General features: G+C 33.6%; 11 protein-coding genes. 6 read left to right on the top strand and 5 right to left on the bottom strand.

Going from position 1 to position 14,328, the window contains the following annotated elements; translation table 11 throughout:
* Window positions 1–7: 7 nt before the first annotated feature.
* The 6 genes from mdxK to QBK95_RS01055 all read left to right on the top strand — a co-directional run bounded on the left by mdxK (window position 8) and on the right by QBK95_RS01055 (window position 8,941).
* On the top strand, window positions 8–2,314 hold the full coding sequence (mdxK, locus tag QBK95_RS01080) for a maltose phosphorylase MdxK (protein ID WP_280929638.1): 2,307 nt from the start codon (window positions 8–10) through the stop codon (window positions 2,312–2,314).
* Window positions 2,315–2,419: 105 nt separating this feature from the next.
* Window positions 2,420–4,285: a glycoside hydrolase family 13 protein gene (locus QBK95_RS01075; RefSeq protein WP_280929637.1), complete on the top strand. Its 1,866-nt coding sequence runs from the start codon at window positions 2,420–2,422 to the stop codon at window positions 4,283–4,285.
* Window positions 4,286–4,310: 25 nt separating this feature from the next.
* On the top strand, window positions 4,311–5,696 hold the full coding sequence (locus QBK95_RS01070) for an alpha-amylase family glycosyl hydrolase (RefSeq protein WP_280929635.1): 1,386 nt from the start codon (window positions 4,311–4,313) through the stop codon (window positions 5,694–5,696).
* Window positions 5,697–5,950: 254 nt separating this feature from the next.
* Complete coding sequence (pfkA, locus tag QBK95_RS01065; RefSeq protein ID WP_280929633.1) at window positions 5,951–6,937, top strand: 6-phosphofructokinase; 987 nt, start codon at window positions 5,951–5,953, stop codon at window positions 6,935–6,937.
* Between the two features lie 48 nt (window positions 6,938–6,985).
* Entirely contained in the window at window positions 6,986–7,987 is a 1,002-nt protein-coding gene (gene gap, locus QBK95_RS01060) for a type I glyceraldehyde-3-phosphate dehydrogenase (protein ID WP_280929631.1), read from the top strand.
* Between the two features lie 81 nt (window positions 7,988–8,068).
* Window positions 8,069–8,941 carry a BadF/BadG/BcrA/BcrD ATPase family protein gene (locus QBK95_RS01055; RefSeq protein WP_280929629.1) on the top strand — a complete coding sequence of 291 codons (873 nt, stop codon included), beginning with the start codon at window positions 8,069–8,071 and terminating at the stop codon, window positions 8,939–8,941.
* A gap of 28 nt (window positions 8,942–8,969) precedes the next feature.
* On the opposite strand, the gene QBK95_RS01050 is transcribed toward QBK95_RS01055, so the two are convergent.
* The 5 genes from QBK95_RS01050 to nirB form a co-directional block, all read right to left on the bottom strand.
* Window positions 8,970–9,311, bottom strand: coding sequence for a hypothetical protein (locus QBK95_RS01050; RefSeq protein ID WP_280929627.1), 342 nt, complete (start codon window positions 9,309–9,311; stop codon window positions 8,970–8,972).
* 76 nt (window positions 9,312–9,387) lie between these two features.
* Window positions 9,388–10,566 (bottom strand): PAS domain-containing sensor histidine kinase, encoded by a 1,179-nt coding sequence (locus QBK95_RS01045; RefSeq protein ID WP_280929625.1) that lies wholly within the window; start codon window positions 10,564–10,566, stop codon window positions 9,388–9,390.
* 175 nt (window positions 10,567–10,741) lie between these two features.
* Window positions 10,742–11,329 carry a DUF4202 domain-containing protein gene (locus QBK95_RS01040; RefSeq protein ID WP_280929623.1) on the bottom strand — a complete coding sequence of 196 codons (588 nt, stop codon included), beginning with the start codon at window positions 11,327–11,329 and terminating at the stop codon, window positions 10,742–10,744.
* Between the two features lie 55 nt (window positions 11,330–11,384).
* Window positions 11,385–11,762, bottom strand: a complete 378-nt coding sequence (nirD, locus tag QBK95_RS01035) for a nitrite reductase small subunit NirD (RefSeq protein ID WP_280929621.1) — start codon at window positions 11,760–11,762, stop codon at window positions 11,385–11,387.
* 27 nt (window positions 11,763–11,789) lie between these two features.
* Window positions 11,790–14,309, bottom strand: a complete 2,520-nt coding sequence (gene nirB, locus QBK95_RS01030) for a nitrite reductase large subunit NirB (protein ID WP_280929619.1) — start codon at window positions 14,307–14,309, stop codon at window positions 11,790–11,792.
* Window positions 14,310–14,328: the final 19 nt, after the last annotated feature.

Below are 14,328 nucleotides of genomic sequence, written 5' to 3'. Positions count from 1 at the left end.
ATAACCGATGAATCAGGATTATATTAAACCAGATAACTGGTCTATAATTGAAGAAGGATTTGATGCAGAACGAGTTAAATCCTCAGAAAGTCTTTTTAGCATAGGTAATGGTGCAATGGGGCAGCGTGCAAATTTTGAAGAGACATATACAGGCCCTACATTTCAAGGGAGTTATATTGCAGGAGTATATTATCCTGATAAAACTAGAGTAGGCTGGTGGAAAAATGGATACCCAGAATACTTTGCCAAAGTATTGAATGCACCTAACTGGATAGGAATTAATGTAGAAATTAATGGTGAAAAACTAAACCTTCATAAGTGTAAAACTGTTTTAGATTTTCGCAGAGAGCTAAATATGAAAGAAGGTTGGTATCAACGTTCTTTTAAGGCAGTATTGCAAAATAATACGGAGATTATAGTAACATCTACAAGGTTTTTAAGCTTAGACTTAGATGAAGTTGGTGCTATAAAATATGAAGTAACTCCTATCAATAAAGACGTAGTAATTCGTTTTACACCATATATCGATTCTGGGATTACTAATGAGGATACAAATTGGGACGATAAGTTCTGGGATACTTATGAAGTATCTCATAAAGGTAACTCAGCATATATATCCTCAAAAACCATGAAAACTGAATTTCATGTATGTACAGGGATGTTAAATCAATTATTTCTGGATGGAGAACGACAGAATGTATTTCCGACAATAGAAACCAATAAAACCTATGTAGGTCTTGGTTATCAAGTAGAGGTAACAAAAGGTACAACTACTTCTTTACACAAATTTGGAGGATATACTGTTTCGTTAAACCATAAACAAGAAGATATTGCTTCTGCCAGCGCAGCTGTATTGAAACAGGCGTCAGAATCAGGTTTTGATGCTTTATTGGATCTTCAAAAGAAAGCTTGGTCTAAGATATGGGAAATGGCAGATATTGCTATCGATGGAGATGTAAAAGCGCAGCAAGGGATTCGCTTTAATATTTTTCAATTAAATCAAACCTATTTAGGTAAAGATGCTCGATTGAATATTGGACCAAAAGGATTTACAGGAGAGAAATACGGAGGAAGTACTTATTGGGATACTGAGGCGTATTGTATTCCATTTTACATGGCTACAAAAAATCAAAATGTAGCACGAAGCCTATTAGTATATAGATATAATCATCTAGAAAAAGCTATTGAAAACGCCCAAAAACTAGGTTTTGTCAATGGAGCAGCGTTGTATCCAATGGTTACTATGAACGGAGAAGAATGTCATAATGAATGGGAAATCACTTTTGAAGAGATTCATCGTAATGGAGCTATGACATTTGCAATTTATAACTATCTGCGCTATACAGGTGATTATAGTTATATTCCTGAGATGGGATTAGAAGTAATGATTGCTATAGCGCGTTTTTGGCACCAAAGAGCAACATTTTCTGAAGATAAAGAAAAATATGTAATTCTTGGAGTTACTGGACCTAATGAATATGAAAACAATATCAATAATAACTGGTATACTAATTATTTAGCAAAATGGTGTATTGAATATTGTGTCGAGAATATAGCAAAAGTTAAGTCAGAATATAAAGTTGATTACAATAGAATTATTGAAAAGACTAAACTAGATCAGAAAGAAATAGATGCAATGTTAGACGTTGCACAAAAGATGTATTTTCCATACTCAGAAAAACATCAGGTATATTTACAACAAGATGGTTTCTTGGACAAGGAACTTATTACGGTTGATAAACTTGATGCGTCTCAGCGTCCGATTAATCAAAAATGGAGTTGGGATAGAATTCTAAGATCACCATATATTAAACAAGCAGATACATTACAAGGTTTCTACATGTTTGAGGATCAATTTACAAAGGAAGAATTAAAGCGTCATTTTGATTTTTATGAACCATTTACTGTCCATGAATCTTCACTTTCTCCTTGTGTGCATAGTATTCAGGCTGCTACTTTGGATAGAATGGATCAAGCGTATACATTTTATTTGAGAACATCAAGATTGGATCTTGATGATTATAATAAAGAAGTAGAAGAAGGCCTACATATTACTAGTATGGCAGGAACCTGGATGAGTATTGTAGAAGGTTTTGGAGGATTAAGAGTTAAAAATGACACACTATCTTTTACTCCTAAAATTCCAAAAGAATGGAAAGGATATACCTTTAATGTAAACTTCAGAAATAGTATCTTAAAGGTGACTGTTTCTCAGGACGGAACTACTTTTAATCTAGAAGGAGAACACGAGTTATTAATTTATGTAGATGGTAAAGAGTTTACCATCTCTCCTAATAGTTTAATGACCGTTTAACTCAATAATAAACAATATTAAACACCTCAAAAACAGAAGTTTTAAGGTGTTTAATATTGTTTTCTGCAATAACATTCTAATAATAACTTCATAAATTAAAAATCTATGAAAAGTATATTGCCTATGCTGTTTTTCGGGTTATTGGTTTCACTAACCTATGGACAGATAGAAAAAATAGAACCTCCTTTTTGGTGGAGTGGTATGCAATCTAATGAATTACAATTGTTATGCTACGGTAAAGAAATATCTAAGTATGAGACTGAAATAGATGGTATAACCATTACCGATATTACAAAAACAGAGAATCCTAATTATGTTTTTATAACCATTAATACTAAGGATGTTCCAGTAGGAATGATTACTATTAATTTCAAAGAAAACGGGAATACTGTTTTCTCTCAATCCTATGAATTTAAAACAAGAAGAGAAGGTTCTGCTCAACGAAAGGGCTTTGACAGCAGTGATGTAATGTATTTGATCATGCCAGATCGTTTTGCCAATGGTGATACAACTAATGATTCACATAAAGACACTGTAGAAAAAGAAGATCGATCTAATCCAGGAGGACGTCATGGAGGCGATATTCAAGGGGTAATAGATCATCTTGACTATCTAAAGGATTTAGGAGCAACTGCAATTTGGAGTACACCTTTATTAGAAGATAATGAACCAACTTATTCATATCATACCTATGCACAAAGTGATTTGTATAAGATCGATCCTAGATATGGTACTAATGAAGATTATAAGAAATTAGCTTCAGAGATGCATAAACAGGATATGAAACTTATCATGGATTATGTAACGAACCATTGGGGATCTAAACATTGGATGATTAAAGACTTACCAACAAAAGAATGGATACATCAATGGCCAGAAGGTTTTAGGCGTAGTAATTATCGAATGACAACGCAATTTGATATAAATGCTGCAGCTATTGATGCAAAAGGATGCATGGATGGATGGTTTGATACTACAATGCCAGATATGAACCAAAGTAATCCTCTACTTCTTAATTACATTACTCAAAATGCAATTTGGTGGATTGAGTATGCTGATTTAGATGGTTTTAGAGTTGATACGTACTCTTATAATGATAAAGAAGGAATTGCCAAATGGACTAAGGCAATTATGGATGAATATCCAAACTTTAATATTGTAGGTGAGGTTTGGATGCATGATCAGGCGCAAATGGCTTATTGGCAAAAGGACAGTAAAATAGGAGCTATTGATGGATTTAATTCATATTTACCTTCTGTAATGGATTTTACACTCCATGATGCTGTTACCATAATGTTTAATGAAGAAAGTAGCTCATGGGATAAAGGAATGATCAGAGCTTATGATAATTTTACGAATGACTTTTTATATCCAGATATTAATAATATTCTTCTTTTCGTAGGTAATCATGATACGAATAGAATCAATGAAATATATCAAAGTGATATTAATAAGTATAAAATGGCTATGACCTTAATATTTACTACCAGAGGAATTCCTCAAATATATTATGGGGATGAAATTGGAATGTTAGGGAATCGCGATAAAAAAGGAGATGGTGATATCCGTAGAGATTTTCCTGGAGGATGGCCTGATGATAAAAGAAGTGCTTTTCTTGCAGAAGGAAGTTCTGATACATTGATCGGTAGAACTAAGGACGAAGAAGCGTTTCATGCATTCACTAAGAAAGTTTTAAACTGGAGAAAAAGCAGTAATGCTGTTCATAACGGAAAGCTATTACAATATATACCCTTTAATAATGTATATGTATATTTTAGGTATACTGAAAAAGAGAGTGTAATGGTGATTATCAATAATAATTCAGAAAATCAAGAACTTGATATAACTCGTTTTAAAGAAGGGTTAAAGAATTTTAAATCAGGAAAAGATATCATTACCGATCATACAATTGATGTTAGCAAAAATATAGTAATACCTGCCAGAACATCAATGATCATATCATTACAATAAATCTAAAACATTAAATAATAAGATCATGAAGAAAATAATTTTCTGCCTAGCGTTAGTAGGTATTGTCTGTTCATGCGGGAAGACAAAAAAAGAAGAAACAGTTGCAGATTTGAAAACTGTGGTAGAAGAAGTAAAAGAAGAATTGACTCCAGTTAGCAATGCTATGATGGAAAATGCGGTAATTTATGAAGCAAATATTCGTCAGTATTCAGAAGAGGGTTCTTTTAAAGCATTTACGAAAGATATTCCTACTTTAAAAAGTTTGGGAGTAAAAGTGCTTTGGGTAATGCCGATATATCCAATTTCTACAACCAAAAGTAAAGGTTCGTTAGGTAGTTATTATGCAATTTCTGATTATACTAAGGTAAATCCCGAATTTGGAACTCTAGAAGATTTTAGAGCATTGGTAAAAACAGCTCATGATCATGGCATTTATGTGGTTTTGGATTGGGTAGCAAATCATACAGGATGGGATCATGTTTGGCTAAAGGAGCATCCTGAATTCTATACTAAAAATGATGCTGGAGAAATTACGCATACTGTTGGTACAGATTGGACTGATGTAGCAGATCTTAATTATGACAATGCAGATATGAGAAAAGGTATGCTGGATGCAATGAAATATTGGATACAGGAAGAAGGAGTTGATGGATTTCGTTGTGATGTTGCAGGGATGGTTCCTGTTGATTTTTGGGATACTGTTGTGGCTGAGTTAAAAAAAATCAAACCTGTGTTTATGCTAGCAGAAGGTTGGGAACCAGAATTAATGGAGAATGCCTTTGATATGGGGTACGGCTGGGATACACATCATATAATGAACCATATTGCTAAAGGTGAAAATACTGTGGAAGCTTGGGATAAAAGAATGATTCAGGTAGATACCATGTATGCAAATGATGATATCTTAATGAATTTTACATCTAATCATGATGAAAATTCTTGGAACGGAACTGTTGAAGAAAGAATGGGAGATGCTAAAGAAATGTTTGCAGCATTATCTTATGTAGCTCCTGGAATGCCATTGATTTATTCTGGACAAGAATATGATATGGATAAACGCCTACTATTCTTTGAAAAAGATACAATTATAAAAAAGAAAGGGATATTCTTTCCTTTATATGAAAAGCTAGGAAAACTTAAGAATCAAAATCCAGCATTACACGGAGGTAAAAATGCAGCTTCATATACACGTATCAAAACCTCTGCAGATAAAAAGATATTAGCCTTTCAGAGAGAAAAAGAAGGAAACAAATTACTGTTTGTTGCAAATATGACAAAAGAACCAGTGAAGTTTACAGCTTCGTATGAAGGAAAGTTTAAGGACTATCTTTCTGACCAGCTAACAGAAAGAAAAACTGGCCAAGAATATGAGTTAGCACCTTGGCAATATACTATTCTAATTCAGGAATAGTAAATATCATATTTTTATTGGGTTAAAAACGACTTACATCTGTAAGTCGTTTTTTTTGTTTTTTAGATAATAGATAGAGATGTAAAAATGAACAATAGATAGTTTTGGTGTTTTCTTTATTTCTTAACATTATTCATAGAAATCCGTTAAAATGACACTTTTTTTGTCAGTAATTACTGAATTTATTAACCGAAAACGTTTTAGATTTTTGACAAATTAGGTTATTGTGGTCAATAACAATAGATTTGGCTTCAATGATGAAAAAAGTTAAAAATATTGCTGTACTTACCTCAGGAGGAGATGCTCCAGGAATGAATGCTGCTATTAGAGCGGTTGTTCGTGCTTGCAGTTATTATGAAGTACATTGTTTTGGAGTTTATAAAGGATATGAAGGTCTAATTCATAATGAAATCGAAGAGCTCAATGCTCGTTCTGTTAGAAATATAATTAATAAAGGAGGAACTTTTCTTAAATCAGCTCGTTCTAAAGATTTTCGTACAGAAGAAGGAAGAAAGAAAGCTTATGATAATTTGATTAAGAATAATATTGATGCATTGATTGTAATCGGAGGTGATGGTAGTTTTACAGGAGCGTTAAAACTTTCTGAAGAATATAATTTTCCTGTAGTAGGAATTCCTGGGACTATTGACAATGATATTAATGGTACTGATTACACTATTGGTTATGATACTGCATTGAATACAGTAGTAGATGCAATAGATAAGATTAGGGATACCGCAAGTTCGCATAATAGACTATTTCTTATAGAAGTAATGGGGAGAGATGCAGGAGATATTGCTTTAAATTCAGGAATTGGTGCTGGAGCTGAGGAAATATTAATTCCCGAAGAGGATATGGGAGTTGATAGACTTATAGAATCTCTTAAGAAAAGTAAAAAAACTGGCAAAACCTCTAGTATTATTGTTGTTGCAGAAGGAGATAAATCTGGCAAAAACATTTTTGAATTAGGAGAATATGTAGAGGAAAACCTTGAAGATTACGAAGTTAGAGTATCAGTGTTAGGACATATACAAAGAGGAGGAGCTCCAAGTTGCTATGATAGAGTTTTGGCAAGCAAATTAGGTGTTGGAGCAGTAGAGACTCTATTAGACGGTCAAAGTGAGGTCATGATTGGAATCGTTCATAAAACTGTAACTATTGTACCACTTACAACTGCCCTCGAAAAAAGAGAACATAAACATGATCGATTGATCAAAGTTGCTGATATTACTTCAGTATAAATATAACCACGTTTTTAAAAACAAAAAAAAACAACTAAATTATTAATTATGAGCACGTTGAAAATTGGAATTAACGGTTTCGGTAGAATTGGAAGAATTGCTTTTAGAATTGCCGCTAAACGCGAGAATGTAGAAATAGTAGCTATTAATGATTTGTTAGATGTAGATCATTTAGCTTATTTATTAGAGTATGATTCTGTACACGGAAAATATGACGGTACCATTGCCGTAGAAAATGGAAATCTTGTCGTAGACGGTAAGGCAATACGAATTACAGCAGAAAGAAACCCAGAGGAATTAAAATGGGATGCGGCAGGAGTAGATGTTGTGATGGATTGTACTGGTATTTTTACAACCATAGATAAGGCTGGTGCTCATCTTAAAGCTGGTGCCAAAAAAGTTGTAATTTCTGCACCTTCTGCAGATGCTCCAATGTTTGTTATGGGAGTAAATCATAAAGATGCCAAAGCTTCGGATACAATTGTTTCTAATGCTTCTTGTACAACAAATTGTTTAGCTCCTTTAGCTAAGGTAATTAATGATAATTTTGGTATAGAAGAAGGATTAATGACTACGGTTCATGCAGCTACTGCTACCCAAGCGGTAGTAGATGCTCCTTCAAAAAAAGATTTTAGAGGTGGACGTTCTGCTTTAAATAATATAATTCCTTCTTCTACAGGTGCTGCCAAAGCTGTTGGTAAAGTAATCCCAGAATTGAATGGAAAACTTACTGGTATGGCATTTAGAGTACCTACTGCAGATGTTTCTGTTGTAGATCTTACTGTAAAAACTAAGAAATCCGTATCTTATGAAGAGCTTAAATCTGTAGTTAAAAAAGCTTCAGAAAATGAATTAAAAGGAGTGTTGGCCTATACCGATGAGGCTGTAGTATCTCAGGATTTTATAGGAGAAGATCACACATCTACTTTTGATGCAGGTGCGGGAATTGCGTTAAATGATAACTTCTTCAAGCTAGTGTCTTGGTATGATAATGAATATGGATATTCTTCTAAATTAATAGATTTATCATCTTATGTAGGTAACTTATAAGGAGTAATAACTAATATTGCCCCGATAAGAATTTAATCGGGGCATTTTTTGCAAACACACACACAACAAACAAATTTTAAAATGATTTTATTAGCTGACGGTGGTTCTACTAAATGTGATTGGATCCTTCTTGATGAAGAGGGTGATATTGTATTTAAAACCCGTACACAAGGTTTAAACCCTGCTGTATTTAGTAAATCTTTATTAGAAGAAAGACTTAAGGAAAATGAACAACTTGCTTCTCATAGAGATAATATTGATAGGGTTCATTTTTATGGAGCTGGTTGCGGTACGAATAAGCCAACCGAAATGTTAACTAAGATTTTTGAAGATTATTTTGTTAATGCTAAGGAGGTTATTGTACGAGAGGATATGGTTGCAGCAGTATATGCGGCTACTACAGAACCTGGTATTGTGTGCATTTTAGGTACTGGATCCAATAGTTGTTATTTTGACGGCGATGAAATAAAGATGACTGTGGATTCCTTAGGATATATTCTTATGGATGAAGCAAGTGGTAATTATTTTGGAAAGCGATTAATAAGGGATTATTATTATAAGAGAATGCCGCCAGAAGTTGCTGCAGAATTCGAAAAACGTTTTGATCTCTCTTCAGATACAATAAAAGAAAATTTATATAAGAAAGAGAATCCAAATACTTATTTAGCTTCTTTTGCAGAGTTTATTTTTACCAGTGAACGTAACGGTTATTTTTATAAAATTATTACAGAAGGTATTCAGGAATTTGTGGAAACAAGAGTATTATGTTTTCCAGAAGCGCAGAATGTCCCCGTTCATTTTATAGGATCTATAGCACATTTTAGTGAAGACATTATTCGTGCAGCAGTTTGGCCATATCACCTAACCGTTGGTAATATAGTGCGAAGACCAATTGATGGAATTATTGATTATTATAGAAATGATGTATTAAAAAATAAAACGAATAATGTATAAAGCTTAGAGGTGCTTTTTAATTACTAAATCAGTGATAATGTTCTAGTATTATTAAATCACCTCCTTTTTCAGTTTTCCATAAACTGGCTACAAAAAAGTACGCATTTTTAAAATCTTCATAATCACAACCTACGAAATAATCATCATCATCCTTGATGATTTTTTCGCATATATGATGTTCCATTTCTTGATTCCAAAAATCTTCATTTTCTTCTTTATCTAACCAATTTATAATATCTCTTTCAGAGATGACACCCAATTGAGTTTCTTTATCTTTTATCAGTTTATGTACTTCGGTTTCTTTTAAATATTTAATAAATTGTTTACTAATGACTTCTTCTTTCCATACTTTTTTGGAATCCCAGTTCATTACATATTTAATATTATCCTTATCTTTTTTTACTTTTGCTTTTCGGGGAATTTATAATCGACAAAAATATACATTTTTACTTACTTAAAGCATAATTAATGGTGATTCTAGTACCTTCACCAGGTTTAGAACTAATAAATATTCGACCGTTTATATAATTCATACGTTCTTTCATAAAAAATAATCCCATACCACCTTCTGCATTGTTTTGGGGTTTAGAAGGTATTTTATCTATATCAAACCCTTTGCCGTTATCATCTATTATGATACTAAGTATTGATGATGAGTTGTTTATAGAAATTAAAATATAGTCAGATTTAGCATATTTGATTGCGTTATTCACTGCTTCCTGAGTTACTCGGTACAGATTTGTTTCTACCAATGAACTAAAACGTAGTTCAGGACTAGATGTATTTTCAAAAACAATGTTCTTGTTGGTTAATTTTGACAGTTCCTGAGCCATTTTTTGCAACGCAATGCTAATTCCATAATCCTTTAGTTCTGGTGGAGTAAGATTAAAAGTAGCCATTCTAACTCCTTGAATAAGGTCTTTAGATAGCTGTTTGAGTCCTTCAATCTTTTGATTGGTTTTTTCTGTATTATTTGTGTTGATAGATTCGATATTAAACTTGAGCGCTGTAAGCATTTGTCCAATACTATCGTGAATTTCTTTGGCGATCCGTTTTCGTTCTTCTTCTTGAGCTTCAACAATTTGGCTCGCATTTGATTTTTGTATAGCTTCCTTTTCCTTATATGCATCAGCGTTTAATCGTTCAATTTCTTTTTGAGCTTCTTTTCGTTTAGAAATATCAGTACACAAGACAAATCTTTCCATATTTCCAGAAGATTTAAATACCGTAAGAATCGATACATCTAACCATATTTTTGAACCAGATACGGTTTCAAATTCGAATTCTTCATTAAAAACGCCTCCTTTATTTTGAGCAATTAGTAAGAACAACCTGTTTTTTTGAACTTCACTGAGGTTCATAAGGTCTGCCAAGTTTTTATTTTGATAATCCTGATCAACTTTTAGCAATTTAGCAAAGCGTGCTCCCAAGCTAATTACAGTACCATCTTTTGTAATTCTTGCATATAGAACGGTTTGATCCATTGCATAGTTTAAGGCCGATAATTCTTGAATATTTTGATCTTTAGAAATTTGAGATTTCTCTAGTCGTTTTATGTTTTGGATTGCCTGCTCTGTAGTATTTTGTAGCTTGGCGATTACTTTTTGATGTTTATCTATTAGCATATTTGTTAATATGCCTAATGAAACAAATAATATAGCTGATATAATTCCTAAAGTTTTTAGGCTAATCAGTGAAAGGTATACTAAAACTATGCAAGCAGATATAACTATTATACCAATAAGGAATAATAACTTTATCTTTTTGATGTGTTCATACATGTTCATGTAATCTAATAGCTTAGGTAGCTAAGGCTTTCTGAATCAGACTTAGTGCTTTTTTTGAATAGGATATTTTTAATGCAGTTTGATGACCATCTTTGGACATTTTTCTCCACGTTTTTTGTAAAATATCAACCACCTTCTCTGTGGTATGTTTTTCGGAAAACTCTTCATAATAAAATTCGAGAAAAACCAAACATATTACATCTTCTAATATTTGAGTTTCTTCGTCTTTTTTTAGCTTTTTCTTTTGTATTAAAAAGGAAACTCTCTTTATGGTTGCTTCATCATATTCTATATCCTGAAGAATAGCAGAAGCTTTCTTAGCATGAAATTTTTTTAGCTCTTCTCTCCATTTTAGATATCCTACACGATCCATTGGATAACTATTACGAGGAATTTCCCATCTACAAATATGTTGAGCTCTAGCAGCTAGTTGTAAAGCTTCAGATGGTTCTGAGACAAAATTATTAAGCGTCTGACTCATTCGCTGACCATATACTAATTCTTTGGCGATGGATTTTCCATCAACGATCTCAGTATTAGGATCTTTGGCATTTGATTCATCAAAAAGAGAAAATGCTTTGGTTAGTTTTGTAGTTGGCATAAAAGAAAGGGTATTAATATGCCCGCTAAGTTAAGGTTTTTGGTAGTAAATAGTGTTATTCTGTAAAACCAATATACACACTTCCATTTTCTATTTTCACAGGATAGGTCGCAATAGAGGCGAGATCTCCATTTAGATTTTCTCCAGTTTCTAGAGAAAAGGTTTTTTTATGAAGAGGGCAAGCAACCTTGGGGATTCCATTATGATCACCAATCATTCCTCTACTTAATACCATTTCATTTTTTTCAGGTGATAAGTTTTGGCTTGCATACCATGTATTTAGTCTGCTAAAATTGAATACGGCAATTTGTAAATCTTTATATTTTACGCAAGCTCCTCCATCTTTCGGAAAAGCATTAACTGATGCAGCTTTAAACCAAACTTTTACATCTTCTAATTTGGTGGTCTTATATTTTGTTAGAATTTCTTCCATTTTATTTTAAATTATAAGCTGTTTTTATTATTTCCACGGTTCTGGCATTTTTTGTTCTCTCATAGGAACAAAAACAATGTTATCGTCCTCTTCATCACTATTAACAAAATGATTAAAACGTTTCATTATTTCCGGATCATTGATGGCTTGAGTCCACTCACATTCAAACTTGTTAACTAATGTTTTCATTTCTTTCTCTAAATCCTCTGCAATACCTAACTTATCATCAATAATAACTTCTTTTAAATATTCTAATCCACCTTCTAAACGTTCCTGCCAAGCTGCTGTTCTTTGTAATGGTTTTGCTGTACGCATATAGAACATTAAGTAGCGATCTAAGTATTTAATTACAGTTTCATTATCAATTTGTTCGGCAAATAATTCTGCATGTCTCGGTGTTGCGCCACCATTTCCTCCAACATATAGGTTCCATCCACCTTCTACTGCGATTAAACCGAAATCTTTTCCGCGAGCTTCAGCACATTCTCGTATACATCCCGAAACTCCACCTTTAATTTTGTGTGGTGCGCGAATTCCTCGATATCGATTTTCAAGTTCAATACCAAAACTAACGCTCTCATCCATTCCATAACGACACCAGGTTGAACCAACACAGGTCTTTACTGTTCTCAATGATTTGCCATAGGCGTGACCACTTTCAAAACCGTTGTCAATTAGATCTTTCCATATTAAAGGCAATTGATTTAGAGTGGCACCAAATAAATCGATACGGACACCACCAGTTACTTTAGTGTATAAATCGTATTTTTTAGCTATTTCTCCTAGCGCAATAAGTTTTTCGGGAGTAATTTCACCTCCAGGAACTCTAGGGACTACAGAATATGTTCCGTTACGCTGGATATTAGCTAAGAAACGATCATTAGAATCTTGAATAGCATACTCTTTATTAGCGGTATCAGCATGGATAGTTGCCATTAACGAAGCTACAAGTGGTTTACATAATTCGCATCCGTGACCTCCAGTTCCATGATTGTCTAATACTTCATCGAATGTGATGTATCCTTTTACTTGAATAATTTTATATAAATCTTGTCTGCTTAGGTCAAAATGCTCGCAAACTCCATCTTTAATTTCAATACCTAAAGATTTCAGAGTAGCATTCGTTAAATCGGTAACCATAGGCTTACACCCACCGCAACCAGTTCCTGCTTTCGTACATCCAATTACTCCAGCAACATCTGTGGCCTCTCCATTTTCAATAGCTCCGCATATTTGACCTTTGGTTACACTTTCACAGGAACAAATTTGAGCATCTTCTGGAAGATCCATTACATCACCCAGAAGTCCACCGCCATCACCGCCTCGACTACCTAATATAAGATCTTCGGGTTCTTCTGGAAGTTTCATTCCGTTAATGTAGATTTGGAAAAGAGCGTTGTAATCCGAAGAGTCACCTACCAAAATTCCTCCTAATAGCTTTTTGCCATCTTTAGAAACATTTATTTTTTTGTAAACTCCTTTACGTTTATTCTCATAGGTGATTTCATCAACGTCTTCTTTTGCATCATTTAAGGCATCGCCAAAACTAGCTACTTCAGTACCAATTAGTTTAAGCTGTGTAGACATGTCAATATATTCTGGCATGGCACTAGTGCCTCCAGTAATTTGTTCTACAGCAACTTCTGCCATATCATATCCTGGCGCAACCAGACCATAGATCATGTTATTTAGTAAAGCACATTCTCCAATAGCATAAATATTTTTATCAGAAGTTTGCATTTGCTGATTGACTATAATACCGCCTCTAATACCTACTTCTAATCCTGCTTCTCTGGCAACCTCATCTCGTGGTCGTATACCTGCGGATACGACTAACATGTCTACTTTTAATTCAGTACTGTCAATATATTGCAAACCTTCAATAGCTTTATCTCCCTGAATACATTGGGTTTGTTTTGAAAGATGAACCTTAAGACCTAAACTTTCGATTTTAGACTGTAACATATCACTAGCACCTTTGTCTAATTGTCTAGGCATTAGTCTAGGAGCAAATTCCACAACATGGGCGTTTAGCCCTAAATTTTTAACTGCATTTGCGGCTTCAAGTCCTAATAATCCTCCTCCAAGCACGGCAGCTTCTGTTTTTCCTTGTGCTTTTAACTTTTTGGCGTATGCTTCAGTGGCTTCTAAATCCTCGATGGTTCTATATACAAAAACACCTTCTTTATCAACGCCTTGTATAGGAGGCACAAATGCCGAAGAACCTGTTGCTAGTACTAAATAGTCATATGAATACGTCTCTCCACGATGATTAGCTATTGTTTTTAGCTCTCTATTAATTTCTGTAATCATTTCAGAAGTATGAAGGTCGATATTATGATCTTCGTACCAATTAGCTGTAGACATGCTTAAATCTTCTGCTGTTTTGCCATCATAAAACTCGCTTAGATGTACTCTATCATATGCTCGTCTTGGTTCTTCTCCAAAGACTATAAGTTTATAATCAATAAATTTTTCTGAGGCCACAAATTTTTCACAAAACTTATAGCCTACCATTCCGTTACCTATTACTACTACCTTCTTCATGAGTTACGTATTTATAGGT

Source organism: Aquimarina mycalae, assembly GCF_029906345.1.
Taxonomy (GTDB): Bacteria; Bacteroidota; Bacteroidia; order Flavobacteriales; family Flavobacteriaceae; genus Aquimarina.
Note: the sequence above shows the minus strand (reverse complement) of the source record. Positions and strands in the feature narration are given on the sequence as shown.

Excerpts from the sequence above, each read along its gene's own strand:
- mdxK (WP_280929638.1), top strand. The coding sequence starts at position 8 with ATGAATCAGGATTATATTAAACCAGATAACTGGTCTATAATTGAAGAA.
- QBK95_RS01075 (WP_280929637.1), top strand. The coding sequence starts at position 2,420 with ATGAAAAGTATATTGCCTATGCTGTTTTTCGGGTTATTGGTTTCACTA.
- QBK95_RS01070 (WP_280929635.1), top strand. The coding sequence starts at position 4,311 with ATGAAGAAAATAATTTTCTGCCTAGCGTTAGTAGGTATTGTCTGTTCA.
- pfkA (WP_280929633.1), top strand. The coding sequence starts at position 5,951 with ATGATGAAAAAAGTTAAAAATATTGCTGTACTTACCTCAGGAGGAGAT.
- gap (WP_280929631.1), top strand. The coding sequence starts at position 6,986 with ATGAGCACGTTGAAAATTGGAATTAACGGTTTCGGTAGAATTGGAAGA.
- QBK95_RS01055 (WP_280929629.1), top strand. The coding sequence starts at position 8,069 with ATGATTTTATTAGCTGACGGTGGTTCTACTAAATGTGATTGGATCCTT.
- QBK95_RS01050 (WP_280929627.1), bottom strand. The coding sequence starts at position 9,311 with ATGAACTGGGATTCCAAAAAAGTATGGAAAGAAGAAGTCATTAGTAAA.
- QBK95_RS01045 (WP_280929625.1), bottom strand. The coding sequence starts at position 10,566 with ATGCTAATAGATAAACATCAAAAAGTAATCGCCAAGCTACAAAATACT.
- QBK95_RS01040 (WP_280929623.1), bottom strand. The coding sequence starts at position 11,329 with ATGCCAACTACAAAACTAACCAAAGCATTTTCTCTTTTTGATGAATCA.
- nirD (WP_280929621.1), bottom strand. The coding sequence starts at position 11,762 with ATGGAAGAAATTCTAACAAAATATAAGACCACCAAATTAGAAGATGTA.
- nirB (WP_280929619.1), bottom strand. The coding sequence starts at position 14,309 with ATGAAGAAGGTAGTAGTAATAGGTAACGGAATGGTAGGCTATAAGTTT.